Annotated in this window: 27 protein-coding genes, 1 tRNA gene and 1 pseudogene; 15 read left to right on the top strand and 14 right to left on the bottom strand. The window is 40.9% G+C overall.

Translation table 11 applies throughout. From position 1 onward, the window contains the following. The first annotated feature begins 50 nt into the window (after nucleotides 1-50). Together tnpC and MZ182_RS13790 are read left to right on the top strand one after the other, a co-directional pair. A complete protein-coding gene (gene tnpC / locus MZ182_RS13795) occupies nucleotides 51-1,553 on the top strand; it encodes an IS66 family transposase (RefSeq protein ID WP_248085115.1) in 1,503 nt (500 codons plus the stop codon). A 48-nt stretch (nucleotides 1,554-1,601) separates the two neighbouring features. Further along, nucleotides 1,602-1,889, top strand: a pseudogene (locus tag MZ182_RS13790) (tyrosine-type recombinase/integrase); the annotation flags it as partial. Here MZ182_RS13790 and MZ182_RS13785 read toward each other — a convergent pair. The 11 genes from MZ182_RS13785 to MZ182_RS13735 all read right to left on the bottom strand — a co-directional run bounded on the left by MZ182_RS13785 (nucleotide 1,881) and on the right by MZ182_RS13735 (nucleotide 12,609). Beyond that, complete coding sequence (locus MZ182_RS13785) at nucleotides 1,881-2,501, bottom strand: hypothetical protein (protein ID WP_248067322.1); 621 nt, start codon at nucleotides 2,499-2,501, stop codon at nucleotides 1,881-1,883. The pseudogene MZ182_RS13790 and the gene MZ182_RS13785 overlap by 9 nt on opposite strands. An 18-nt stretch (nucleotides 2,502-2,519) precedes the next feature. Beyond that, nucleotides 2,520-3,137 carry a DUF6988 family protein gene (locus MZ182_RS13780; RefSeq protein WP_248067319.1) on the bottom strand — a complete coding sequence of 206 codons (618 nt, stop codon included), beginning with the start codon at nucleotides 3,135-3,137 and terminating at the stop codon, nucleotides 2,520-2,522. A 946-nt stretch (nucleotides 3,138-4,083) separates the two neighbouring features. Then, on the bottom strand, nucleotides 4,084-5,181 hold the full coding sequence (locus MZ182_RS13775) for a reverse transcriptase family protein (protein ID WP_248067316.1): 1,098 nt from the start codon (nucleotides 5,179-5,181) through the stop codon (nucleotides 4,084-4,086). A gap of 147 nt (nucleotides 5,182-5,328) precedes the next feature. After that, entirely contained in the window at nucleotides 5,329-7,377 is a 2,049-nt protein-coding gene (locus MZ182_RS13770) for a retron Eco8 family effector endonuclease (protein WP_248067314.1), read from the bottom strand. A 66-nt stretch (nucleotides 7,378-7,443) separates the two neighbouring features. Continuing rightward, the gene (locus tag MZ182_RS13765) at nucleotides 7,444-9,399 is read right to left on the bottom strand and encodes a replication endonuclease (protein WP_248067311.1); all 1,956 of its coding nucleotides are present in this window, start codon (nucleotides 9,397-9,399) and stop codon (nucleotides 7,444-7,446) included. Next, nucleotides 9,392-9,694: a hypothetical protein gene (locus MZ182_RS13760; protein ID WP_248067308.1), complete on the bottom strand. Its 303-nt coding sequence runs from the start codon at nucleotides 9,692-9,694 to the stop codon at nucleotides 9,392-9,394. Before MZ182_RS13760 ends, MZ182_RS13765 begins: the two co-directional genes overlap by 8 nt. Then, complete coding sequence (locus MZ182_RS13755; RefSeq protein WP_248067306.1) at nucleotides 9,691-9,942, bottom strand: hypothetical protein; 252 nt, start codon at nucleotides 9,940-9,942, stop codon at nucleotides 9,691-9,693. The genes MZ182_RS13760 and MZ182_RS13755 overlap by 4 nt, the downstream gene beginning before the upstream one ends. Further along, the gene (locus MZ182_RS13750) at nucleotides 9,926-10,114 is read right to left on the bottom strand and encodes a helix-turn-helix transcriptional regulator (RefSeq protein ID WP_208662075.1); all 189 of its coding nucleotides are present in this window, start codon (nucleotides 10,112-10,114) and stop codon (nucleotides 9,926-9,928) included. The genes MZ182_RS13755 and MZ182_RS13750 overlap by 17 nt, the downstream gene beginning before the upstream one ends. 124 nt (nucleotides 10,115-10,238) lie before the next feature. Further along, the gene (locus tag MZ182_RS13745) at nucleotides 10,239-11,096 is read right to left on the bottom strand and encodes a hypothetical protein (RefSeq protein WP_248067303.1); all 858 of its coding nucleotides are present in this window, start codon (nucleotides 11,094-11,096) and stop codon (nucleotides 10,239-10,241) included. A gap of 215 nt (nucleotides 11,097-11,311) precedes the next feature. Continuing rightward, nucleotides 11,312-11,387, bottom strand: a tRNA-Arg gene (locus tag MZ182_RS13740). A 55-nt stretch (nucleotides 11,388-11,442) separates the two neighbouring features. Beyond that, complete coding sequence (locus tag MZ182_RS13735; RefSeq protein WP_115017771.1) at nucleotides 11,443-12,609, bottom strand: flagellar assembly protein FlgT; 1,167 nt, start codon at nucleotides 12,607-12,609, stop codon at nucleotides 11,443-11,445. 283 nt (nucleotides 12,610-12,892) lie between these two features. On the opposite strand from MZ182_RS13735, the gene MZ182_RS13730 reads away from it, so the two are divergent. Then, complete coding sequence (locus MZ182_RS13730) at nucleotides 12,893-13,525, top strand: FlgO family outer membrane protein (protein ID WP_011919628.1); 633 nt, start codon at nucleotides 12,893-12,895, stop codon at nucleotides 13,523-13,525. Then, a complete protein-coding gene (locus tag MZ182_RS13725; RefSeq protein WP_011919627.1) occupies nucleotides 13,522-13,971 on the top strand; it encodes an LPP20 family lipoprotein in 450 nt (149 codons plus the stop codon). Before MZ182_RS13730 ends, MZ182_RS13725 begins: the two co-directional genes overlap by 4 nt. 356 nt (nucleotides 13,972-14,327) lie before the next feature. On the opposite strand, the gene MZ182_RS13720 is transcribed toward MZ182_RS13725, so the two are convergent. The 3 genes from MZ182_RS13720 to flgA all read right to left on the bottom strand — a co-directional run bounded on the left by MZ182_RS13720 (nucleotide 14,328) and on the right by flgA (nucleotide 15,860). Beyond that, nucleotides 14,328-14,753, bottom strand: coding sequence for a flagella synthesis protein FlgN (locus MZ182_RS13720; RefSeq protein WP_248067300.1), 426 nt, complete (start codon nucleotides 14,751-14,753; stop codon nucleotides 14,328-14,330). Between the two features lie 2 nt (nucleotides 14,754-14,755). Then, nucleotides 14,756-15,079 (bottom strand): flagellar biosynthesis anti-sigma factor FlgM, encoded by a 324-nt coding sequence (gene flgM, locus MZ182_RS13715; protein WP_011919625.1) that lies wholly within the window; start codon nucleotides 15,077-15,079, stop codon nucleotides 14,756-14,758. A gap of 73 nt (nucleotides 15,080-15,152) precedes the next feature. After that, on the bottom strand, nucleotides 15,153-15,860 hold the full coding sequence (gene flgA, locus MZ182_RS13710) for a flagellar basal body P-ring formation chaperone FlgA (RefSeq protein ID WP_011788749.1): 708 nt from the start codon (nucleotides 15,858-15,860) through the stop codon (nucleotides 15,153-15,155). A gap of 204 nt (nucleotides 15,861-16,064) precedes the next feature. On the opposite strand from flgA, the gene MZ182_RS13705 reads away from it, so the two are divergent. The 11 genes from MZ182_RS13705 to flgJ all read left to right on the top strand — a co-directional run bounded on the left by MZ182_RS13705 (nucleotide 16,065) and on the right by flgJ (nucleotide 25,793). Next, nucleotides 16,065-16,985, top strand: coding sequence for a chemotaxis protein CheV (locus MZ182_RS13705; RefSeq protein ID WP_011788750.1), 921 nt, complete (start codon nucleotides 16,065-16,067; stop codon nucleotides 16,983-16,985). Between the two features lie 110 nt (nucleotides 16,986-17,095). Next, nucleotides 17,096-17,935 (top strand): CheR family methyltransferase, encoded by an 840-nt coding sequence (locus MZ182_RS13700; RefSeq protein ID WP_011919624.1) that lies wholly within the window; start codon nucleotides 17,096-17,098, stop codon nucleotides 17,933-17,935. Nucleotides 17,936-18,079: 144 nt separating this feature from the next. Further along, nucleotides 18,080-18,484: a flagellar basal body rod protein FlgB gene (gene flgB, locus MZ182_RS13695; protein ID WP_011919623.1), complete on the top strand. Its 405-nt coding sequence runs from the start codon at nucleotides 18,080-18,082 to the stop codon at nucleotides 18,482-18,484. A gap of 2 nt (nucleotides 18,485-18,486) precedes the next feature. After that, on the top strand, nucleotides 18,487-18,903 hold the full coding sequence (flgC, locus tag MZ182_RS13690; protein WP_011788753.1) for a flagellar basal body rod protein FlgC: 417 nt from the start codon (nucleotides 18,487-18,489) through the stop codon (nucleotides 18,901-18,903). A gap of 24 nt (nucleotides 18,904-18,927) precedes the next feature. After that, entirely contained in the window at nucleotides 18,928-19,689 is a 762-nt protein-coding gene (gene flgD, locus MZ182_RS13685) for a flagellar hook assembly protein FlgD (protein WP_011919622.1), read from the top strand. A gap of 67 nt (nucleotides 19,690-19,756) precedes the next feature. Further along, a complete protein-coding gene (flgE, locus tag MZ182_RS13680; RefSeq protein WP_011919621.1) occupies nucleotides 19,757-21,118 on the top strand; it encodes a flagellar hook protein FlgE in 1,362 nt (453 codons plus the stop codon). Between the two features lie 168 nt (nucleotides 21,119-21,286). Then, the gene (gene flgF, locus MZ182_RS13675) at nucleotides 21,287-22,030 is read left to right on the top strand and encodes a flagellar basal-body rod protein FlgF (RefSeq protein ID WP_011919620.1); all 744 of its coding nucleotides are present in this window, start codon (nucleotides 21,287-21,289) and stop codon (nucleotides 22,028-22,030) included. Nucleotides 22,031-22,040: 10 nt separating this feature from the next. Then, on the top strand, nucleotides 22,041-22,829 hold the full coding sequence (gene flgG / locus MZ182_RS13670) for a flagellar basal-body rod protein FlgG (protein WP_011919619.1): 789 nt from the start codon (nucleotides 22,041-22,043) through the stop codon (nucleotides 22,827-22,829). 11 nt (nucleotides 22,830-22,840) lie between these two features. Beyond that, complete coding sequence (flgH, locus tag MZ182_RS13665) at nucleotides 22,841-23,515, top strand: flagellar basal body L-ring protein FlgH (RefSeq protein WP_011788758.1); 675 nt, start codon at nucleotides 22,841-22,843, stop codon at nucleotides 23,513-23,515. A gap of 11 nt (nucleotides 23,516-23,526) precedes the next feature. Continuing rightward, nucleotides 23,527-24,618, top strand: a complete 1,092-nt coding sequence (locus MZ182_RS13660; protein ID WP_011788759.1) for a flagellar basal body P-ring protein FlgI — start codon at nucleotides 23,527-23,529, stop codon at nucleotides 24,616-24,618. A 17-nt stretch (nucleotides 24,619-24,635) separates the two neighbouring features. Next, complete coding sequence (flgJ, locus tag MZ182_RS13655; RefSeq protein ID WP_011919618.1) at nucleotides 24,636-25,793, top strand: flagellar assembly peptidoglycan hydrolase FlgJ; 1,158 nt, start codon at nucleotides 24,636-24,638, stop codon at nucleotides 25,791-25,793. Nucleotides 25,794-25,825: the final 32 nt, after the last annotated feature.

Genomic DNA, 25,825 nt, shown 5'->3' with positions numbered 1-25,825 from the left:
CTTTTTAACCGTCACACTGGGGACTATTGAATGCTGTAAGATGATGCCCAATGACCGACTTCCCCAATGACATCGAACAACTCAAGGCCATGCTTCTTGCCAAGGATGCATTGTTGCAGGCCAAAGAGGAGGAAGTCGCCGCCCTCAAAACGCAGGTGCAATTGCTCGTTGAGCAGCTCAACCTCAGCAAATCCAAACGCTTCGCTGCCCAAAGCGAAAAAGTCGCCAAAGGAACGTTCAACGAAGCTGAACAGCAAAACGCGTTGCCTTCCTCACCTAAAGAGCGCAGAAAAACGGGTCGTAAACCGCTGCCTGCTGACCTTGAGCGCGAGGTGCAAACCCATACCTTAAATGCGCCGTATTGCGACTGCTGTGATGCGCCTTTACATGAATGCGGTAAGGAAATCAGCGAAACCCTGAAAATCCTACCTCAGCGAGTGAGTGTCATTCGCCATGAGCGCACCAAATATGCTTGTCGCCACTGCGAGCAAACAGCCGAAACCAGCAAAGTGGTCACAGCTCCAAAACCGGCGAGTATGCTCCCTAAAAGCCTTGGCAGTGCCGAGGCCTTCGCCGCCGTGGTCACCGCCAAATACGTCGATGCACTGCCGCTCTACCGTCAGGTAGATATCCTGAACCGCTCGGGTATAGATATTAGTCGCGCCACCTTGGCCAACTGGTGTGTGCAGCTTGGCAGTAAAGTGCAGGTCATTATCGATGCAATGAAAGCGCAGCTCCTAAAAGAATCCCTCATCTGCGCCGATGAAACCACGGTGCAAGTGCTCAGAGAAGAAGACAGACAGGCCCAGTCCAAATCCTATATGTGGGTTTATCGCAGCGGCGAGTTCACCCCCAATCCCGTCGTCATCTACGACTATCACCCCAGCCGAGCAGGCGCTTGTGTGCGCGAATTCCTTGGTGATTACCATGGTTATCTGTTGTCAGATGGTTACAGTGCGTATGACACGGTAGACGGTGTCACTCAAGCCGCGTGCATGGCGCATGTGCGCCGCAAGTTCACCGATGCTCAAAAGGCATCCCCTTCGAAAAAGGCAGGGAAACCCGAAAAGGCCCTGGCCTTTATCGCCAAATTGTATGGGATAGAAAAGCGAGCCAAAACGCTGTCGGCCGAAGCCCGCCAACAGCTGAGGATGCAAGAAAGCCTCCCCATATTGAATGACTTCAAAGCGTGGCTCGATAGCCTGAATGTGCTGCCCAAAGGAGCATTAGGCCAGGCCATCACCTACACCAAGAATCAGTGGCCTAAGCTGCTGACCTACCTGGAAGATGGACATATCAGCATCGACAACAATGTGACAGAGCGGGATATCCGGCCGTTCACGACGGGGCGAAAAAACTGGATGTTCTCAACGTCAGTCGGTGGTGCGAAAGCCAGTGCCAATCTGTATAGCTTGGTCATGACGTGTCGGGCGAATGACATCAACCCCTATTATTACTTCCGGCACCTGTTCACGGAGTTGCCAAAGCGTTCAATCGCCGATGATATGTCGGATCTGATGCCATGGAATGTTTATCTCAGTGGAATTGAGTAGGGCTTCACTGGTTCATTAACCGCTTACGAAAAGTCAGCAACTGCGAAAGAGGATAATGTCACTATCCATGATTTACGCCGAACCATCGCCAGTTGGAGCGTAATGCGCGGTGGCAATATTCAAACCACTAGTAAGCTTTTAGGGCATAGCGATATCAGTATCACCGCCAGCACCTATGCTCATTTAGATGTTGAGAACGTGCGGGCAGAGCTCGGGATCACTACGGCGCATTTACTGGGGACATTTGTGCAAGAGTCTAAGGTGGATAAGCTGGTGAGGGAAATTGAACAGCTCTCTCTTGAAGAAAGGAAAGAGCTGCTTATTAGATTAAATTGAGGATTTTTTACTTTTATTCGTTACTCGATTGAACGGTTTGAATTTATGCTTAATTGTTGATCTTGCACTACTTAAATGACCATCTTGAAGTAATGCTACAATACCTAGAAAAATAAATACTCCACCAAATAAATAACCCATAAACGAAATGAAAAAATTATCAGATTTAGAATGTGTTACCATCATAATAATGATTCCGATGCTTGCTGATAATATGTATGCACCTATTAGTTTTATGTGCTCATAAAGTCTTGCTGAATTTCTTGAATATTTTTCTACATATCTGAAAGAGTCTTTTTTTTCTGAGATTTCGATATATCTTGCTTGATCACTATAAGCTTTCAGATGATTAAATGCGTGGGGTGTATTAATGAACCATTTACTTTCATCCAATGTGAGGTTTCTACTTATTAAACAACTAAATGCTACGCAGATTACAGGAAAGTTTTTGTCAGATGGTTCGTCAAGGTATGTTTTAATTTCTTTATAAATTTCGAACTTCTTAAGCCTACCTGTGCTTTTTTGTGCGAAAAGATGAGATAAAGTTAACGCTATACCAAAAATAGCAGCCAGTCCTCCAATCAATTTTGTAACAATATCAATGTATTCCATTTTTAATTCCAAATTAAATTACAGTGTATAGTTAAAACAATCCTGATATTTCTTAAAAGAGTGCATTGCATGTGCAGTAACTAACGGATTCTGAGTCATTTGTGCCCAAAAGTACCCTGTGATTCCACAAAGCTGATTAGAGTTTTTAAGTACATTTTCAAGTAATGGGATTGGATATCCTTTACTCTTACGACTGATAGCGTGGATGCCGCCATGTATGTAAGAACTGAGCGGCTTGTAAGAGTTGTCTTTAAATTCAAGTAACGGCTGAAGAGCATTTGGAGGCGCTTTTCCCTCCATTGATTTCATCATGTCTCCAACCATAGGTATTGAATTTCCTGCCTGAGCTGAGTCGCTGTTAAGCTCTGCAAGTAATTTATCAACCATGTTGTCTGATGCGGCAAAAATAAGCCAATGTGCCCTTACTAGAGATTCGTACTGAAGTCTTAATAGGCCTAAAGCGGAGGTGAAGGCATGTGAGTGCATAAGGATCTTAATGCTCTGCGCATGTTCCATCGAAACAGCACACAGGATGCGTGCTCCTTCTGTGCGCTTTGATGGGTGCGATTCAGGATGAGATAGAAGCCCATAAACAAAGTTTTCGTAGTCCGCAGAGCGTAATAGTAGCTGATCCATGCGTTCTAAATTCTTTTTAAACAGTTGGTTGAGTAAAGTCTACTCATTATTGATTTTTGAAGCAATGCAGAACAATAAGTGGCTATCAGTCTTTGTGCATCTCTAAGTGATGCGCTGTGGTAATATTCAAACTACCAATAAGTTACTCCGCCATAGTCCTCTGCCGTTAGGCAAATATATAAAAATAGCCTGTATCACAACCAGCACCTATGCTCATTTAGATGTTGAGAATGTCAGGGCAGAGCTAGAGATCACCACTGCGCCTTTACTGGGGACGTTTGTGCAAGAGTCTAAGGTGGATAAGCTGGTGAGGGAAATAGAGCTGCTCTCTAGTAATGAAAGAAGAGAGTTGTTTTCAATGATATCCAACTTAAGCTAGTACACATTAAAACCTATTAATTTTACATATTCATAACGTCTAGATATATTTGAATATTTTTCAATATACCTGAATAAATCAATTTTCTCTTATATTTCAATATATCTATCTTGAACGATATAGGCATTTAGGTGGCCAAATGCGTATGGAGTGTAAATAAACCATCTTAAAGTGAGGTTATCTGCTCGATAAATAGCTATATGCAATGCATATTGCTGGGGGATTTTTTTGTCTGAAAAATCGTCAAAACATGTTTTAATCTCTTTGTATAATTCGTATTTTTTAATCTTTCCTGTGTTTTTGTGCAAAAGATGAGGTAAAGTCAATGTTGAGTCTTAAATAGTAATAAATCACCCTGTTTTTCAATTAAATCAATGCCTTGTCACTTCGTTCTGGCATTGATTTAAAACTGAAATGACTTAAGTATTGCTTTAGTTGTCACAAGAGATTTTCTTTCCGTAAGTAATTTTGTTGGGGCAATTTACACAATCTAAAATTATGTGCGTATAATCTATATTGAAAAATTTGGGTCGATCAATTATAATTCTATATATTTTTATAATTAAGCTATATAGATATAGATTCTATTTTGTTAATTATCTTAATTATTTTTTCTAGATAGTTTTTTTCAATACAATGCTTATTTTCATTATAAGTTACGAATGAAAGTAAATAAGAACGATATCCGTTTAGTTTGTTTGTAATTTGATCTTTGATATATTTTTTAAAAAAAATCTCATTGTAATAACCAAACTTATTTTTAAAATTCAGCTTTGAAATGTTATATAAGTCTTTCATGATTATTTCGTGAGGGGTTCCCTTGTTGATTTCGTATATAAATTTGTTTATCTTCTTTAATTTTTTATTTGAAAGCCATATTTTTCCTTCTGATATACTTATCTCTTTAGATAGGAAAATCCTCCTTGGTTTTTTATTCTTAATTACATATCCGTTAAGTGATATTGTGTTTGTGCTTGTCACTCTTTTGCTTTTATTGAGTTTTAATGATAGCAAGGATACAAGTATTGATATCTCATTTTCAAAAGAATTATTGTGAACAAAAGGATTTGTGCTAGATGAGAAAAGCATGTCATCGGCATATCTTGTGTAAATAATATTTTTATTGTCACAGTATTTCTCAATTAGCAAGTCAACTTTTCTGAAAATTAAATTTGATATTGCTGGGGATGTTGGGAACCCAATGGGTAATATTTCTTTGTCTCTTATATTTGTGTTTTTGTGATTTGCAGAAACTTTGTGTGTAACGGCTAGGAAAGCAATTTCTAGCTCTGAAAATTTCCGATTTTCTTTTGTGTTGGAAAAAAAAGGACTCAAGAGTGATTTAATCTCTGATGTTTTTATGGAATGAAAAAAACTCTTAATGTCAAGTCGTAAGAAGTAATATCCAAATTTGTGAGGTTCTAAAAAATCAAGATAAGATTTATTTTCTACAAAACCACAGGCAGATGAGTTTATAGGAAGTTGTTTTAGTAGAATTCGATTAATCTTTTGATTAATAAAAAAGTGGTTACTATTAGTTGTTATTGAGAATAAGTCTTCTTTTCTAAAGTGATGTTCACGTACATTCCGTTCGAAATCATCAAATAACTTTAATTGTGTACCTAATATTTTTTGTGAAAAAAAATCTCTACTAAACTTTTTCATTAATGAAAGCTCCAATCCGATACAAAAGAACAGCATTACACCGAAGGTGTGCCCTCAGATAGCATAATATCGCAACATGCTGAAGTAGCTTATTTGGGCTAGGAGGGGCAAGCCCTCAAATCATTGGTGCAAGACCAACAATTCCCACTAACTATCGGATTGGAGCTGTTTGATTATATCATATAATTCAGGAAAATAAACTTTAAATTGTTTTTGAAAATCTTCTTTTTTTGCTACTTTTTCCTCTATGAAATTTATCGAGAAATCAATATATTTTGTTACCCACCCGTCAGCTTTGTCTGGTGTGGTTATATTCAAGAACTTATTTAGTTTTTGTAGTAGAAACCTAGCTTTTTTAGTTGTTTTGCTGGTTTCGTTGTTGAAAGGTTTTTTATTGTTTAAAATTTTAGTTTTTCCATTGAATAAAACTCTCATGTAATCTATTAGTAGATGTTCATCTATTACCTTGCTAGCTTTAAACCTAGAAATAATAGGGGTAATGTCAACTGAATACTCGTGTTTTATCCATTCATAGAATACTTCTCTACTGTCGTATGATATCAAACATTCTTCGAATGTTGTGTTGTTAATATATATGCTTTTACTTCTTAGATAGGTTTTAAGTTCGCTTATAGTGTTGTGGAATGTTGGAGTTAATATAATTTGTTTTGTTAAGTTTATTTTTAACTCAATCCCAATGGATTCTATTATGTTGTCTATGGTTTCTCTCATTAATTGATACTTAAAGTTATATCCTTTACTATAGTTTTCTCTCTGTTTTTCCAATGTCTTTTTGTCAAGTTTGAAATATTCGCCATTACTTTTTATATTTAAGAAAGTTTTATTGCTTTTATATGAAATGTCCCAGGCTTTATCTGCATCAAATAAAAAAAGGTATGGTATTGCAGAATTACTAAATGAAGGGTTTATTCTTTCGCCAATTACATTGCTGCTACATTTGTAAATGTCGATTTTTTGTAATTCTTGGAAATGATTTGCTAGTTTTATATTTCCAAAAGCTTCTAATTCAGTTTCGCCTTCTACAAATAAAATGAAATCGCTGAAAAATAATCTGGCTTCATTTTCGCTTAGGATATTTATAAAGCTTTCATTTTTGTAATCAGAGTTAAGTAGGTACAACTCTGTTGGAGAGCTTTTATTTTTCCGAAAACAATAAATGTTTTGCTTTTCTCTAAAGTTTTTAATAATTTGTTTTATTATTATTGGTGAGTGAGAGGTTATGAATATTTTTGGTGGTATTGTCGTTGCGGTATTTTTTTTATAGTTATAGTAACTATGAATGTTTTTTATTAGTTGCTCATTCATTTTTGGATGGAGACCAATTTCAGGTTCATCAATAAAAATAAATGGCGTTATATATTCTCGTTTGGATAGTGATATTAGAATTTTTAGAAATATATTAATAAAATGATACGAATTAGTTCCGTCAGATTGTGTTTTTAGTGCTAGACTATCAATCTCAAATGAGTGGCCTGTTAACCCAGATTTTACATATGTAAGTATTTTTTCTTTAGGTGTTAGCTTTTTTACTGTAATAATGTTTTCTAACTGGGTTACAAAATTTTTGTATTCATCAATTGAATTTTGATTTATAGAGTCATTAAAGAAATTTATAACTTTTTCATTATCTATTGTCGATAAGTTAAAGGATTTAATTGTTGAAATTAAATCCCATAAATCATCCCACTCATAAAGATTCATTCTTCTCGGTTCAATGTAGAAGAATGGGTAAAGGTATAGAATTAGATTGTGTACTTGTCTGTCATTAGTTGACCACTTTTTAGAGTTGTCATTGTAAATGTATAAGGTAAGTGTAAAAAATGTCTTTTTGTGGTCGTATTTGTTTATTGAGAAAATACCTCTTCTATCATTAGGGATTATTTTTCTTGAAATAAATGAGAAGTAATGGTTGTTAGGGTTCTTTTTTGATATGAGATGTATTCTTGTTGTGTCAAAAGTTAGAGATATTGAACCTTTTAAAGTATAGTTGGATTGAAGTGGTAAAGATTCAGTGGTTTTATTGGCTAGAGAGTCATAAAAGTATTTAATAGTTTTTAGTAAGTTCGATTTACCTACATTGTTTTTCCCTACGATACAATTGATATCACTTAGACTTTTTATTTCAAGATCTTCAAATGAAAGTATGTTTTTTATTCTTATTGATTGTATCGACACGAAATTTACTTCCCTTTCAACTGATGCACTAAGATAGATTACCATTAAATTTAATAACTTGTACAGTTATTGACAGAACTCCAAGTGAGAGCAAAAATCTTTTTTCTGAACCTGAGACTTAGTTGCTAGCGCCCATGTATGGACGCGGGTGATGATCTCAACGCCGAAAGAGACAATCCCCTTTAGCTGGGTTAGTGCTGCATCCCCATAGCGATTGGTTTTGAGTGGCTGATAGTGTTCTGGGGCAATTTCGGGATTTGCTCCTGCAACTCCTGCATCTAATCTCGAAGTTAATCCCGTATCTAACCCTGAGGCTAATTCCAGAGCCCTTGCAACAGTTCCTGAAATGATTTCTTGCATTCCTGAATCGTAGTCCTGAAATTCCCGAGATGGTTCCTGCATGTTCCTGAAATCGCCCTGCAATAGATTCTCGGAATTTTCGGCATGATTTCCGCATTCTTTCGGGCTATTCCCGCATTCCTGCAATGCATTTCGGGATTGTTGTTGGATTAATGCGGCAATTGGCTTGCTTTGTGTGTTAGTCGCTCCACTGTTGATGGTACTAGCTTGGCGCGCACAGGTTTGGGTTATATATAGCGGACGAATGGTTTGCTCGACACGTTTACAAAACACGCCGCCCATAAGCTGAGTGTATAAAGTCCAGTTGCTGCTGTCGGCTGCTTGGCGAATAGCCTCAATCCAATCAAGTGACGGATCTTTAATTGCGTCTAGGCGTCTTAATTCGCGCCAAGGGGTTACACCAACGCCACCGATTTGTTGAAACTGCCGTATGCCCCAACAGGACGCCCATACTTTTATCCGTATTGCTGAGGTGGTGGCATCTTTGCCGTAGCTGTCGTATTCAATCCCTTCACCATCGATGTTTTTATTAATGTACTTCATGATGTAACCCGTTCCTGAACCAATAGCGGGATCGATATATTCCACTTTAAAGCGGCGCTCCTTTGCGCCTTGCTCATCACCATCTTCCTCTAAGCAATAGTGTGTGAAGGTATCGACTAAGGTTTGCTGTTGCTCACTTGGGACAAATAACAGTAAGTGCCAGTGTGGGGTGCCGTCATGGTGTGGCTCTGCTACCCGAAAACCGAAAGGGGTGACTTGTTCACGGGCAAGGGCGGCACGAATGCGGGCAAAGGTGCGATTTAAGTATTCTTGGGCATCGAGTGGGGTTGCGCCGTTCCAATTGGGATTTTTATCGCCCGTTCTGGCAAAACAGCGATGGTATTTAGACGGTGTAGTCATAGTTAAGAATAGGGCGCTATAGTCCATCTCTTTGGCATAATCTTCAAAGCCACGGATGCGAACCATCAACTCGGCCTTGCGAATGGCGGGATTAGAGACATTGAGTTTGGATAATTCGGCAAGACTTGCACTATAGCCGTGTTCGTTGGTGGCTATGGTGTTTTCTAAAAGCTGTTGATTGCTCTGCCATTGGGTCTGAAAATTGCTGACGGTAATGTTACTGGCATAAATGCCTTTTTGTTTACTGACCAAATTGAGTTCCCGTGAAATGGTTTCAATTTGCAGATTGCGCTGTTTTCTTAATTTCCGTTTCCACCAAATCTCATCGCCAGCGCGGGCGAGTACGCCATAGACTTGGGCAAGCTCAACGTCATCAAGTGTGTCCAACTTAAGGTGGTTGATAATTGTCTCGCTCAGTTTTGGCGGCTTAATGCTATAGCACGCCATGTAATGTAATAGCGTGTTGTAGATAGTGAGTAATCCCTTACCTTCTGCTTGCGCTGTGATCTGTATACAGCGGCGGGCGTGTTGCTTTGCCTTTGCGCTTATATCTTGCTGCTCAATATTCACATGGTAGAAATGTTTGTCCTTACCCATAACGGCGGCAATTCGTTTAGTCAGGTGTAGCACGCTCAAATTGGCCTCGCGGCGGTTTGGCTTGCTACGATATTGCCGCATAATCGCTATACGATGAGGTGAGGGCAGGCCGTAGAGTTTACTGTCTAGCCATTGCTTATCGTGTTCATGAACATTAAGCATGTGCTTTTACCTCGCTGTTAGTCAGTAATTGCTTACCTCGCTCGTTAAGCGATAGCTTTTGCCAACGAATGCCCATCTCAAAAATCGTGGTTTCAGTGAGTAGTCCTTCACGCTTTAATCTAAATAGCGTGCGTTTTTGAAAGTGGCCGTTAAAGGTTTCAATACCGTCAACTTTGCCAAAGTCGCTGCAAATTTCTGAGCACAGGAAAAGGCTATTGCCCTGTAAGAGCCATTGGGCGAACTCCTGTTGTTCATCGGTGAGCTTGGGCATGCATAAAGTAGGGGAGGTCATCATGATTTAGCCTCCCCGTTATGTAATGGTTCACTAGGCTTTAATTGCGGGACGTCTTGGTTGTCCCCGTTAACGGGTTCGGTGTTCGTTAACGGGTTCGGTTCCTCGGTTTTGGCCTGTGTACCCGTTAACGGGTACTTAGACTCGTTATGTAACCTAATGGACTTCAAATTTACTTGAAGGTTATGGTCGATCACCGCTAATTGAATGATGATGCAAATAGCTAGGGCAAATTTATAGAGTGTGATCATAAACCCTCCCGTTAATGAAGGATTCAACATCACTTTGGCGGTACTTAACGCTGCGGCCAATTTTAACGAAGCGTAAAGGATAGCGGCCAGTGCAACGCCAAACGGATAGGGTGCCGATGGTGACGCCGAGAAATTCGGCGACCTCGGTCGGGCTGAGTAATAGATCGTTCATGGTAACTCCTGATTAAAGTAGATTTGTCAGGAGTTAAGATAATCGTGAGGGGTTAGGGTGTATGCGGTGCTAGCTGCGAGAACTATATTGCTCGCAGCGAAAACATAATCTCTCGCAGCGAGAACTACATGCTTTGTGTTGTGTTAGCTGCTCGTAGCCAGCCATAAAGACGTTCAAAACCGTTATTTTTCCACTCTAGATTTGAGCCGAGATTTGACGCAATTTTTGTTACTGAGGGGAGTAACACTTTTGCTGCGTGGCGGGGGTTGTGATAACTCCCTTGTAAGTAGAGTTCAATCGCTTGCTGCTTAACTAATCTATTAATTTTATGTTTAGAATCGTTCCCATTTTTCCCTGCTTGTTTGACCATGTTTTTACGGCCAATTGCTTCAGTTAGACTCATCATTATCAATAGGTAAAGTTCATTGCCTTTGTGGAACATTCGATGAGTAAATTCTCTTTTTAAGATTTTTGCTGATTTTAGATGGCCTGCCATTTCACACGAAAGTGCTGCTTGAAGGAGATCGGCTGCATCAGTTGGAATCATTGAAAAGACTTCAACAAAGTCACTAATGTTTTCAAAATTACTAAATGCTTCAGCCAATGTTTCGGCCGATTCGAAATGTAATATTTTACTTTGATCATGCTCTAGTTTGACGATAGGTGCTTCTTCAAGAGTTGAGAAATATTGTGATGCAATGTACTCATTAATTTGTTCTATTTCGATGAGAATGTTTTCAACACCAGATAGAACATCAATTAATTTTTCCGAGTAGGTGTCTATGCTAGGTTCAGGGCCGTCGGAAATGTAGCGTTTATACAATTCCTCCAGCCAATCATAGTTGGCGATTGAAACTACAAATTTACCAAGTAAATCTAGGTTTGGATTTTGTTCTTGGTAGAGGATGCCTGAGGTTTCATTTTTCTTGACCTTTTCACAGTTATCTTTTTTTTCATGGTGTTTGAGGTCGAAAGATTCCATTCGTTAAATGTCCATTTTCTAGTTTTATGGCTATAAGAAAACTATTAGAAATGAAGCGAAAAGTCTATAACTGAGATGAACAGGGCAAAACGGGGATTTTTGAAAATGTTACGAAAAAAAATTCTAAAAAACGTCATTCCTATGGCGGCACATAGGCGGCACAGGATTTTTTGCTTTTCGTAAATTACTGAATTTTATATATAAAAAGTGACTTATGGTCTCTCCACAGGGACTCGAACCCCGATCGGCCGCTTAGGAGGCGGCTGCTCTATCCTGTTGAGCTATGAAGAGACGAGAGTGATTATACTGGTTTTATCTGTGATTAAAAGGCTTATGATTTAGTTGCTTAAATCTTAATCGCGATGTCGTTTATCTGTACGTTGTAGACAGCATTTTGGTCTACAAGCACCGCGGTTGAGCTTTCTTCACTGACTTGTTCAATTTTGACAGTGGCGCGACTTTTTGTCGCGATAGGACGCATTTCATTGAGTCTGTCTGGCAAGTTCTGTTGTAATACTACTTGGAATTTATCGTTAACACGAATGCCATGTTTTCTGCCTAAATTCAATATTATCCTATCAGCTTGGCGACTCACTACTTGGCCGAGTAAAGGACGGCAGTTGAGTGTGCTATCCAAATCTTGAGTAGCTTGCTGCATTAATTGATTGATATTTCTGCCATATGCCGAGCGCCAAAACCTTTCACTATTAGGCGATACTACGGCTTGTTCTTCAAACTCCCATGGGGCAGAGGTACTGTAACTTTTACTCCATACTTCTTCTCCACTGATCCCGTGGTAGAGATTAAGTTTGAATTGAAATTGTCTTTGTGGGGCTTCATCCCAGATGCCGAGGAAGGTTGATTTAACTGGATCTGTCGAAATATCAATAATTTGTGGCTGAAGAATATATTGGCTGTCGGTTATTTCGCTCAACCAATTTGGTAGCCTATATCCTCGAATATCGACTAAATCTTGGGTAATATCGAGTCTTTCTTTAGCATGTAGGTGGCTAAAACTCGTAGATGAATAGCTATCGATATTATGGCTCAATTTTTCGGAGATAATTTCTTCAAACCCTGAGAGTTGACCGTATCTAAGCTGGGTGCGATCTTTTATTTGCGCTTGAGGTATTAAAATAGCCGCTTTTAATTGCCCATTCGGACATTGCTGCGTAGGGTCTTCATTCAGATCAAGTCGTAGGGAAACATATATTCTTTGGCCTTGGATCCGCTCATTGACCAGTTGAATGCTGATTGCTTGGGCATTTCTATTTATCGCAAAGCTGCTTTGGGTGAGATTGCCATTAGTTGTTTGTTGTTCGCTGGATATTCTTATGCCTGTATTAAGCGTTGCATAACTTACTGCCTGATTGATGGCTTCTTCCCTAGCTTGGGCTATATTGCCATTAATAATCATGGCCTCACCACTGGCTTCGATCCATTCAGCCTGTACAGACATTGAAAGTAAAGTAAGGCTCAAACTAATGATAGAAGCGGATCTTAATATGTGCATCAATTCAGTCCTTAATGCTGTGCCATCACGAATGACGAGATTGTTAATTTAGCCAGTTTACTGACAGACAACGCTATTAGACTAGAAAGCAAGTTTCATGCCTTATTGAAAGGGGACTTTAGATAAAGTTTTACTAATGACTGCCGATAAAGTAGCTATGGATATAATCCCAATGGCAATTTGCTGTCTTGGTCTGGTATTTGCATTTGATATTTCCTGTGTTGTAGCTGTGGCCTAATTATCATTTAAATGGCCAAGAATTCCTTTAGACGAGGTCTGCCCAATGTTAAAACGTGTCATTATTCCCTTAATCCTAATAGTGTTAGGTGGATGCGTTGCTAAATCCGTTGTGCCTCCGAAACCTAGCTTAGTTGATGGCAATGGCTTGCCGCCAACATCGACGATTAATCATTTAGCTCAGCGAATTGTCACAGAGTTAGTTAAACAAAATGATGCACTCCGTTCAGATCAACCCATAGTAGTTACAACACCTGTGTTGGTGGGGGATATGAACAACACTAATGCAATGGCACAACAGTTACAGCAAGGATTAATGACATCACTGCATAGCTTTCAATTTAATGTTGTAGATTTAAATCTTGGTGATGGCTTAAGGGTGACCGCAAATGGTGACTTTATTTTGACGCGGGATTGGCAAAAGTTATCAAACAATCTCCCCGTTGAACATTTAGTCGTATCGACGATGAGCCCCACAACAAATGGCATGGCAATCAATACACGTATCGTGAATATCAGTAACAATCGCGTGGTTTCTGCGTCTCAAACTTATGTTACCCAAAAAGAAATGGCCAATTATATGCAGGCATCAGAACAAGTGGTCTCACAGAATGGTATTTTATATAGGCAATCAAGTTCAGGCATGAATGAGGTTCGTGTGTTGGGAGATGGAAAATGAGACATTACCTTTTACTCGTTGCAACACTTTTATTTAGTGGCTGTGTGACAAAAGACAGATATGTACAGTGGGAAGATGTGCCTCCACCCAGTTTTCCCAAATTAACAGCCATAGGCTATGCGCCATTAGCGACACAGCCTGCTAAGGAACAATCTCAAAAAGTGTTAATGGCGATGCAAGCGTCAAAAATAGTGGCTTATCGTGAATTGGCGGAACAAGTTTATGGTCAAAAGATCACGGCGAATAGCAGTGTGAGTGATTGGATGTTAACGGATGACAATGTAAAGGCTTCAGTATCTGGCGTTATTCGCGGGGCTAAAGTGGTAAAAAGCTATCCCGCTGGTGAGCATTATGTTACTGAGTTAGAACTTGATTTTTCTCAAGTTTGGGCTCTTTATCAACAACAAAACCGTCCACAAAAAGTTAAAGAAGTCACGTATTTTTAGGCATGTCATACCCAAATATTGATTTCACTTTGGCAAATTTTTGCGTCTAAAATACTAACGCTTTTGGAGCTTTTGATCGCGAAGCAAAAAGCGGAGTTATGCTACTCAAATGAGGAGTTGCGTGCATGAAGGTAAGTGCATATCAGCTAAACTTTTTAGCTGGATCTCTGTTGTGATTGAGCGTTTGTGTTGAAAAGATCCTGTGGGAAAAGTTTTGTCCTATATCACCGTAAAACGTCAATCTTTCGTATCAATCCCTTTCTTATAAACACATTGACCGCGCATTTGCGCGGTTTTTTAGGTTATTGATTTTGCAGGCGATTATTTTGCGAGAGAGAGACTAGCTGAAATAGAGATTAAGCTTTTAAATCATTACCTAAACTTGAGATTGTTGAGGTTTTACCTTTATCGTTATAGGTCAAGCTAGTGGCGTTACGACTTGCTTGTAGAGCTTGAGCAAAGCGATTTAAACTCGCTAAATTCATGTCGATTAAACTGGCATTTTGCTCATTTAGCTCTTTGCATTCGACCAATGCCAGCTTAACTTCTGCCATTTTATGGCTAAGGTGAGGTTGCTGCGTGAGCTGAGATTGGTCGCTATGGTTGGCCAGCAATTCATCATTGGCTTTAAGTGTTTTGAGGCATTGTGATTTTTCATTTGCGAGTGACAACAGCAAATCGGCGTTTTGGTCAACCAAAGCGCCTTTTTCTTTGAGTATAATTTGCTTTAGAACAGCCAAATGGGCGTGTTGCTGATCAACCAGTTTAGCTACTTCTGTCATAGTTACTCTTTATTAAGATCACTTAATTCGGCTTCAAAACTAGCAATATTGGCGGCCAGTTTTTCGGGATCAATTTTATATCGACCTTCGGCAATGGCTTGTTTAATTTCAGCCACTTTCTTTTGGTCAACTTCGGGTAGACTCGCCATTTTAGTCTGAGCTCCTTGTAGCTGCTGAGCTTGAGCCGTAATGACTACAGAGTCGCCTTTTTGCGATGGAGTCGATTTTGTCGCTACTTGAGCAGATTGTTCACTGCTGACTTTAGTTGCGCCAGAACGGGTTTGAGACGTCGTTCCGGTGTTTAGTTTGCTTATATCAATTGCCATTTTAGGCTCCAGCGTCGTGTATACGGGATTGCTTAACTGGTATCGGCAGCTTACAGAAAAGCTTTAGATTATTTTACATTCTAACTTCGACTTCGCCAATGCCTATGACTATTGCATCTAGTTGTTTGTTTGAACTGCTATTTTTAACTCTAATTTGCTCACCAATATTTCCATCTTGTAAGGCCTCTCCTGCTGTTTTTAACATAAATGAAGGAGATCGTACATAAATAGAGATTGCGTCATTCTTACACACAAAACACAGGTTGTTGGCAAAAATAGGAGATTCCTTTGCAATTCGACGTTTTACGCGTGTGCCTTCGAGTTGACTTGGGTCGTCAAATTGTTGTCCGCGTAAACTATTTTGTTCAATATATCTTACTTCAATTTGGCTAGCATTGATTCTATCGCCAGGTGCCAGAATTTCTGTAGTAACCACGACAGGAAATAAAATATCGACTCTAACTGAGATAAATATTTGCCAAGGGTAGGCAAGTTCAGGAGTATGACAACTGACTTTAATCGTATTATTGCGACTAATGTCGCGATCACTCGCCATTTCAACTTTTATCGGTGATGTGCACTGGGATGGTAACATGCGAGCGTCAATATTCTGAGGTGTTATGTCTACTTTAGCCTTTGCCGGTATGGAAATCTTTTCATTAATAAGGGCTTTAGCTAATTCGGATATCGCCGATATGGTGGGGGCAACAGGCTCTGTACTCGCAGTCGCGGGTAACAGTAGGGTGAAAAAACTCAAAAAACAGACTAAATTTACTTTCATAATGAAGAGACTAGCTTGTAATGCCAGAATGCACCTATACTTTTATCAAGTGAGAAGCTGATAACCAAAATCAACAGAAATATCCATGTCAGAAGATTGACTCAGTTTCAACTATGTTTATCGATAGTAAGACGTAAGCAATTTATATGCCTATACTCATACGAGTCTTAGGGTCGTACATAAACAGAACAACAAGGCAGAGTTATGTCGAGTATTCTTGATTCAGTCAACAAACGAACTCAGCTCGTTGGCCAAAACCGTTTAGAGCTTTTGCTATTTAAGTTAAATGGTCGTCAGCGATTCGGGATAAACGTGTTTAAGGTGAAAGAGGTACTGCAGTGTCCGCCGCTGACGACTTTGCCTAAACTTAACGCCAATGTGAAGGGGGTTGCACATATTCGAGGTACAACAATTTCAGTTATTGACCTCAGTGCGGCGACTGGTGGTCGTCCCTTAACGAGTACTGAAAATTGCTTCATTATTATTTCTGAATATAACCGAAGTGTGCAGGGCTTTTTAGTCAGTTCTGTTGAGCGAATTATTAACATGAACTGGGAGGCTATAATGCCTCCTCCTCAAGGTGCCGGTCGTTATTCTTATCTTACAGCGGTGACTGAAATTGAGGGGGAATTGGTTGAGATTTTAGATGTAGAAAAAATCTTAGATGAAATCTCACCGGTAAAAACGGCGATTAGTGAAGAACTCAATGAGCAACTAACCATCGACCGTACGCAGCATTACCATATTATGGTTATCGATGATTCCGCTGTCGCACGTAAGCAAATCATTCGCTCCTTAGAGTCCTTAAATTTGCAGATAGATACGGCGAAAGATGGTCGTGAGGCCCTCGATAAGTTAAAGGCTATTGCCAGTGAAATGGATAATGTTGCAGATGAAATTCCATTAATTATCTCTGACATTGAAATGCCTGAAATGGATGGTTATACCTTAACGGCTGAAATCCGCGATGATCCAAAGCTTAAACATATTAAAGTTGTGTTGCATACATCACTCAGTGGGGTGTTTAACCAAGCTATGGTGCAAAAAGTAGGGGCTAATGATTTTATTGCAAAGTTTAACCCAGATGAATTAGCAGCAGCAGTGAACAAGCATTTAAGTTTATAAATGATAGCGTTGGGGGTTAGTGCCGAGTTGAGCTTTGCGCTATAATCAGCCCCTTATAACATTTTAGTTTTGCACTGTTTTTGGTGCTCGCTAGCGATAGGATCTAGGACGTGAATGTGCCAAATAAGTCACTTGCTGAAGCTGAGTATAATCAATTTAGGTTGTTCCTAGAGCAACATAGCGGCATCGTACTGGGTGAAAATAAGCAATATCTAGTACGTAGCCGTCTTGCCCCTTTGATGGGGAAATATAATCTGCCATCATTATCTGATGTGGTTAAGCACTCGATGAAACCGACAGAGCGAGCTCTGAGGGCTGAGGTTATCGATGCAATGACGACAAATGAAACGTTATGGTTTCGTGATCGTTACCCATTTGAATTGCTAAATAATGTTTTACTTCCAGAGTACAGCCGCTTAGGTCGTCCATTGAAAATTTGGTCTGCAGCTTGCTCATCTGGGCAAGAGCCTTACTCATTGGCGATGACCATTTTGGAATATCAGCAGAAAAAACCGGGTGCCCTTGCTGGCGGTGCAACAATTCAAGCAACAGATTTATCTCCCTCAATGCTAGAGCGTTGTAAAAATGCTGAATATGACAGCTTAGCTTTAGCAAGGGGCTTATCGGATGAGCGTAAGCGTCAGTTTTTTGATGCATTACCTTCTGGCAATATGAAGCTGAAGGATAATGTTAAGCGACTCGTTAACTTTAGAGCTCATAACCTGCTTGAAAGTTATACTTTGCTAGGTAAATTTGACATTATTTTTTGCCGTAACGTGCTAATTTACTTTGCGCCAGAGGCAAAAGCCAAAATTTTGCGGCAATTTGCTGCCGCTCTTAATCCAAAAGGGATTTTGTTTTTAGGGGCTTCAGAATCGATTGCAGGCTTAACCGATGAGTTTGATATGGTGCGTTGTAATCCTGGGATTTATTATCAGAAAAAGACTTAACTAGCTTATTTAATTGAAAATTACCGACTTATGTCGGTAATTTTTTGCCGCTATTTTTACCTGCCACCACTGTTTACCACTATTATCTTCTTTTTGGCACATGAATTGCTTTATTCCTGCGAGTGACACTATGGAGGCAATTTTATGGCGATCAATTTCGATAATGCATTGGGTGTGCATCAATACACTTTAGGCATACGTGCTGAACGGGCTGAAGTGATTTCAAGTAATATCGCAAATGCCGATACGCCACATTATAAAGCCCGTGATGTCGATTTCTCTGCTGCGATGCAAGCCGCTCGTAGCCAACAGCAACAGCGTAATCATCTCGATATCACAGATCATGAACGGCACTTTGGTTTAGCGGAATTAACGGGCCAATATGTTAAATTTCGTGTTCCAAATCAACCTGATACTGGTGATGGTAATACTGTTGATATTCAACAGGAACAATCTGCCTTTATGCAAAATGCCCTCGAATATCAAATGTCACTGGGGTTTTTGGATAGTAAGTTTAGTGGCATGAAAAAAGCACTAAGAGGTGATTAATCATGAGTTTATTTAGCATTTTTGATGTCGCTGGCTCTGGAATGTCAGCACAATCGGTAAGGCTTAACACTACGGCCAGTAATATTGCAAATGCTGACTCAGTTTCAAGCAGTATCGATAAAACTTACCGTTCTCGTCATCCTATTTTTGAAGCTGAAATGGCTAAAGCACAGAGCCAACAGCAAACCTCTCAAGGGGTAACGGTAAGGGGGATAGTAGAAAGTGATAAACCCTTACTCAAAGAGTATTCACCAGATCATCCTATGGCGGATGCCGATGGCTTTATTTATAAACCGAATGTAAATGTCATGGAAGAAATGGCAGATATGATTTCTGCCTCTCGCTCATATCAAATGAATGTTCAAGTCGCTGAAGCCGCAAAATCAATGCTGCAACAAACACTTGGGATGGGTAAATAACATGGGTTATTTAGGAGGTAAGCTGTGAGCCTCATTAATCAAGTTAATCAAGCGTCAACGCAAACGACTCAAACTAAGAGTCAATCAGGTGCTGTAACAACGAACTCGACAACGGGAAATCCTTTTTTGGATAGTCTTCGTTTACCAACAGAGTCAATCGTGCCTGAAGCGAAAAGTCAGCAGTTGACACAAGAAGATTTTTTCTCGTTATTAAGTCAACAATTATCCATGCAAGATCCATTTAAGCCTGTGGATAATGACCAGATGATTGCTCAAATGGCTTCTTTCTCTACGGTAGATGGCATCTCTAAGCTTAATAAAGAAATTGTTAATCTAAATAGCGTAATGACATCGAGCCAAGCGTTACAAGCATCGGGGCTTGTCGGACGAAAAGTGCTACTTCCCACTGATACTGGATACGTTTCTAGTGAAAATCCTTCGATGAAAGGGGTGATTAGTACAACGGAAAAAATTCCAGTGATCAATGTGCGGGTTGAGGATGAAAAAGGACAAGTGATTACCACATTTAATGTTGATGGTAGTAAAGGCGGTAATATCGACGTCAATTGGGATGGATTAGATAAGAATGGTCAGCCTGTTGTCACAGGTAACTATTCGATTAAAGCCAGTGGGTTAGTTGACGGTAAATCCCAACAGTTAGCTGTATCCACCTATGCACATGTCAGTAGCGTTTCTTTAGGTACCGCAAGTACTGGTGCAATTTTAAACCTACGTGGTGGTATGGCCTTTAAACTTTCTGATGTGTTGTCAGTGTCCGAAACTTAATATTGCCAGTATCTAAAATGGACGCTACTCGTCCACAATTGAATTGAGTCAAATGTAGAGGTGAATTATGTCGTTTAACATTGCATTGAGTGGCATTTCGGCGGCGCAGAAAGATTTAAATACGACTGCGAACAACATTGCTAACGCAAATACTATTGGTTTTAAAGAGTCACGTGCCGAATTTGCGGATGTGTACGCTAATTCAATTTTCTCTAATTCTAAAACGGCCGTTGGTGGCGGTGTTGCAACGAGTCAAGTGGCTCAGCAATTCCATCAAGGAAGTTTACAGTTAACGAATAACTCTCTGGATTTGGCGATTAAAGGTGGTGGTTTTTTTGTCACATCTTCAGAGCTTGGCACATTAGATTTTTCCTATACTCGGGCTGGTGCATTTAAAGTTGATGCGAGTAACTATATGGTTGACTCATCTGGTAACTACTTGCAAACCTTTCCCGTTGATAAAGAAGGGAACTCAACGTCTGTCAGTTTAACGACTGCTAAACCTGTTCAAATCCCCGATACCGCAGGTAGCCCAGTAAAGACTGAGAATGTCAGTTTTCAGATGAATTTAAATGCTAAAGAGGGGTCACTCGATCCCGCTGCGTTCGATCCGACAGATCCTAAAACGTATACCAGTGTCACCTCAATGACGATTTATGACTCATTGGGTGAGCCACATATCATGACCACTTATTTTGTTAAGCCCACTAATGGGGCGCACAACGGCGAAAACAATTGGGTCGCTTACTATGCTGTTGATGGTAAACAAGTTGATGTCGCTGGCGCTGCTGGTACTTACCAAACTGATACAGATGGTGATGGGGTTCCTGACTCAACCGGTACAGCGGAAACGGCTGGTGGATGGCGTGGATCGGTATTGAAGTTTAACTCTGTCGGGGTTTATACGGGAAGTGATCCAGCCATCGTAACCACAGAAACACTTGGTGTTGGTGGTGCTGGTGTTCTAGGCCCAGGTGCGGATGGCACTCAAAGTTTGACAGTAAAATTTAATGCACCGACCCAGTATTCGGCTCCCTTTGCTGCCACTGAATTGACCCAAGATGGTACGACTGTGGGCCGTTTAACCAATGTTGAAATTGGTGCTGATGGTTTAATCACCGCTAGCTACTCAAATGGTTCGACCGTGCCTTTAGCGCGTGTTGCTTTGGTGCGTTTTGCTAATGAACAAGGATTGACTCAAGTGGGTAATACCTCTTGGAAGGCGAGTCTAAATTCGGGTCCCGCATTAGCGGGTGAAGCAAATAGTGGCACATTTGGTAGTCTCAGTTCTTCTGCGTTAGAGCAATCGAATATTGATTTGACGACCGAGTTGGTGGATTTGATTTCTGCGCAGCGTAACTTCCAAGCGAACTCACGTACTTTGGAAGTTAATAACACCTTGCAACAAACCGTGCTGCAGATCCGCTAGTTTTGACCTTATTTTAAGTGTTGCCGCCTGCGGCAACACTTAGCCTCTTTACTGTACTCCTTCGCTATTCTTTCTCCTATTCTCAGTTAATCAATAAGTTAGATGCTTATTTTGTTGGCATGATGCTTGCTTTGCTATTGTCAGGTAGAAAATTTGACGGAGCAGTCTGTGGACAAATTCCTATATATCTCCATGAGTGGGGCTAAGCAAAATATGCATGAGTTGGCCTTACGAGGCAATAACTTAGCCAATGCGAATACCGATGGCTTTAAGTCTGATATGGCGCAGGCAAGATCAATGCAAGCCTTTGGAGAAGGATTACCAACACGGGTGTTTGCCATGATCGAAACTCCGTCTGCTAATTTTCGTTCAGGCCCAATTAAGACGACAGGACGAGATCTTGACGTTGCCATTAAGGGCGATGGTTGGTTTGCTGTGCAGGCAAAAGATGGGGCAGAGGCTTATACCCGCTCTGGCAGCTTGAGTTTTGATGCGACAGGTCTCTTGCATAACGACCGAGGTAATCCGGTGATGGGAGATGCCGGGCCAATTGTACTGCCGTTACCCATAGATAAAGTGACTATTTCCCAGGATGGGATTATTTCTGTTCGTCCTCAAGGTGCTACCGCAGAGGTTATCGAAGAGGTTGGCAGACTTAAACTGGTCAATCCTGGTAATGCCCAGATGATGCGTGGCGAAGATGGTTTATTCAGACTTGTGTCAGGTAACGATGCTCCAGCAGACCCTAATGTCGCCGTGGAAAGTGGTGCAGTAGAAGGCAGTAACGTCAATCCAGTCGATGAGATGGTGTCTTTGATTGAATTACAACGTCAGTTTGAAATGCAAGTCAAGATGATGAAAACCGCGGAAGAAATTGACCGTGCTTCATCTTCATTAATGCGTATTAGTTAGGAGATAGATTATGCATCCGGCGTTATGGATTAGTAAAACTGGCTTAGACGCGCAGCAAACAGATATTGCGGTGATCTCAAACAACGTTGCCAACGCCAGTACTGTTGGTTACAAGAAGAGTCGAGCGGTATTTGAAGATTTGTTATATCAAACTGTTAACCAAGCGGGAGGGATTAGTGCATCAAACACTAAGTTACCCAATGGATTAAACATTGGTGCGGGTACAAAAGTGGTCGCCACACAAAAAATGTTTACCCAAGGCAATATGTTAACAACGGATAACTCATTGGATTTGATGATTGAGGGACCTGGTTTTTTTGAGATACAGCTACCCGACGGTACCACTGCCTATACCCGTAATGGTCAATTTACATTAGATGATACAGGGCAAATTGTAACGCCAGGATCAGGTTATGTACTGCAACCTGCGATTACGATTCCTGAAGATGCAACCAGTATTACCGTTTCTGCAGAAGGTGAAGTGTCAGTAAAAACGGCAGGAGCCGCCGAAAACCAAGTGGTTGGTCAGCTCAGTATGACGGATTTTATTAACCCATCAGGTCTCGATCCTATGGGCCAAAACCTATACACAGAAACCGGGGCGAGTGGTACGCCTATTCAAGGCACCGCTTCATTGGATGGGATGGGAGCTATTCGGCAGGGAGCACTAGAAACCTCCAACGTCAATGTGACTGAAGAGCTTGTTAATCTTATCGAAAGCCAGCGTATCTATGAGATGAACTCCAAAGTGATTTCAGCGGTAGATCAAATGTTGGCGTATGTGAATCAGAACCTATAGAGGCACATATCATGGCTAGATATTTCATATTGGCCGCAGCCCTTCTGCTGAGTGCTTGCAGCTCGACACAAAAAAAGCCGATTGCTGACGATCCTTTTTATGCACCCGTTTATCCAGAAGCTCCCCCGACAAAAATTGCCGCAACGGGCTCTATTTATCAGGATAGTCAAGCGGCGAGTTTGTATTCTGATATTCGAGCCCACAAAGTGGGTGACATTATCACCATCGTCTTAAAGGAAGCGACTCAGGCGAAAAAGAGTGCGGGCAATCAGATCAAGAAAGGATCTGATATGAGTTTAGATCCTATCTATGCCGCTGGAAGCAATATCTCTGTCGCCGGCGTACCTTTAGATTTGCGTTACAAAGACAGTATGAATACTAAACGCGAGTCCGATGCTGATCAAAGTAACAGCCTTGATGGCAGTATCTCCGCCAATATCATGCAAGTACTTAATAACGGTAACTTAGTAGTGCGTGGTGAGAAGTGGATTTCTATTAATAATGGTGATGAGTTTATTCGCGTTACAGGTATTGTCCGTTCACAGGACATCAAGCCTGATAACACAATAGATTCAACACGTATGGCTAATGCCCGTATCCAATACAGTGGCACAGGCACCTTTGCAGATGCTCAAAAAGTCGGTTGGTTGAGCCAGTTCTTTATGAGCGATTGGTGGCCTTTCTGAGGAGTCAAATCATGAGATTTAAACGGATTATCGCACTTGCCATACTGATATTCTCTCTACCTAGTCAGGCAGAGAGAATCAAAGATATTGCCAATGTTCAAGGTGTTCGCAGTAACCAATTAATTGGTTATGGTTTGGTCGTTGGTTTGCCTGGTACTGGTGAGAAAACCAATTACACCGAGCAAACCTTCACAACGATGCTAAAAAATTTCGGGATCAATTTACCTGATAATTTTAGACCTAAAATCAAAAACGTAGCTGTAGTGGCTGTGCACGCTGATATGCCAGCGTTTATAAAACCAGGGCAAGAATTAGACGTTACTGTGTCGAGTTTAGGTGAGGCTAAAAGTTTGCGTGGTGGCACGCTATTGCAAACGTTTCTCAAAGGGGTCGATGGTAATGTATACGCCATTGCCCAAGGGAGTTTAGTGGTGAGTGGTTTTAGTGCAGAAGGTTTGGATGGTTCTAAAGTTATTCAAAATACGCCTACAGTAGGCCGTATTCCAAATGGTGCAATAGTCGAGCGTAGTGTAGCAACGCCATTTTCAAGTGGCGATTATTTGACGTTTAACCTGCGCCGTGCCGATTTTTCAACCGCTCAACGAATGGCTGATGCCATTAATGATTTACTTGGGCCTGATATGGCGCGTCCATTAGATGCAACATCAGTACAAGTCAGTGCCCCAAGAGATGTCTCACAGCGGGTATCCTTTCTTGCAACCCTCGAAAATTTGGATGTTATTCCAGCAGAAGAATCAGCCAAGGTGATTGTTAACTCACGTACAGGAACGATTGTTGTCGGACAAAACGTAAAATTACTGCCTGCGGCAATAACCCATGGTGGTTTAACCGTAACCATTGCAGAAGCAACGCAGGTATCTCAACCTAATGCATTGGCTAATGGTGAAACGGTTGTGACGGCTGACACCACAATAGGTGTCAGTGAAAGCGATCGCCGTATGTTTATGTTTAGCCCAGGAACCACTTTGGACGAGTTAGTTAGAGCCGTCAACTTAGTGGGTGCGGCCCCTTCAGATGTACTTGCTATCCTAGAAGCGTTAAAAGTGGCAGGTGCTTTGCATGGTGAGCTTATCATCATCTAATTTCTGTCGGGAAAACTATGGAAAAGCTTTCAAGTTCATCACATTTTCTTGACCTGGGAGGCTTAGATTCACTTCGCGCTCAGGCACAGAAAGATGAGAAGGGCACTTTAAAACAAGTTGCCCAACAATTTGAAGGTATTTTCGTGCAAATGTTGATGAAAAGCATGCGCGATGCTAATGCGGTATTTGAATCGGATAGTCCCCTCAATAGCCAATACACTAAGTTTTATGAACAAATGCGTGATCAACAATTGTCTGTGGATTTGTCAGATAAAGGAGTATTAGGACTGGCTGACATGATGGTGCAGCAGCTCTCGCCTGAATCTAGCCAGCTTACACCAGCCTCAGTATTACGTAATGATGGTGGTGAAAAACTACAGCGAGGTGATAAAGCATTCACAGCTCCTGCACAAAATACATCAACCCAAGATGTACTTGATGCTTCAACACCACCTGTGAGTACTTCAACACAGATCCCTACTTATATCGCTCGTCCAACATTTGAGTCCGATAGACCCGAGGCTGTGACATCATCATTGGATATCGACACTCCAATACCTTCACTCGCGATAAATACGCCCAAACCTGCGTGGTCAGAGCAACCATTATCGCCGATTGAGCCCGTCATCAGTGGCCAGATTTTGCCGACTGTGGCATTTAAAGAAACTCAAAAGACGCTCAAATTTGGTAGTCGAGAGGAGTTTTTGGCGACCTTGTATCCCCATGCTGAAAAAGCGGCTAAGGCTTTAGGTACGAAACCAGAAGTGCTACTTGCGCAATCTGCACTCGAAACTGGTTGGGGACAAAAAATAGTACGTGGCAGTAATGGTGCGCCTAGTCACAACTTATTCAATATTAAAGCTGATCGCCGTTGGCTTGGCGATAAAGCTAACGTGAGTACCTTGGAATTTGAACAGGGTATTGCCGTGAGACAGAAAGCCGATTTTCGTGTTTACACCGACTTTGAGCACAGTTTCAATGATTTTGTCACCTTTATTGCTGAAGGTGAGCGTTATCAAGGTGCTACAAAAGTCGCCGCTTCACCAACCCAATTTATTCGTGCATTGCAGGATGCGGGCTATGCCACTGATCCTAAATATGCTGAGAAAGTCATTAAAGTGATGCAGACCATAAGCCAAGAGCTTAAGTCGATACTGCCAGGAGAAGACAAATGATAAATCTTCATAGGATATTCGTTCTGAGGAGT

Source organism: Shewanella sp. JNE2 (assembly GCF_023159115.1).
Classification (GTDB): Bacteria; Pseudomonadota; Gammaproteobacteria; order Enterobacterales; family Shewanellaceae; genus Shewanella; species Shewanella putrefaciens.
This window is presented reverse-complemented; position numbering and strand designations above follow the sequence as displayed.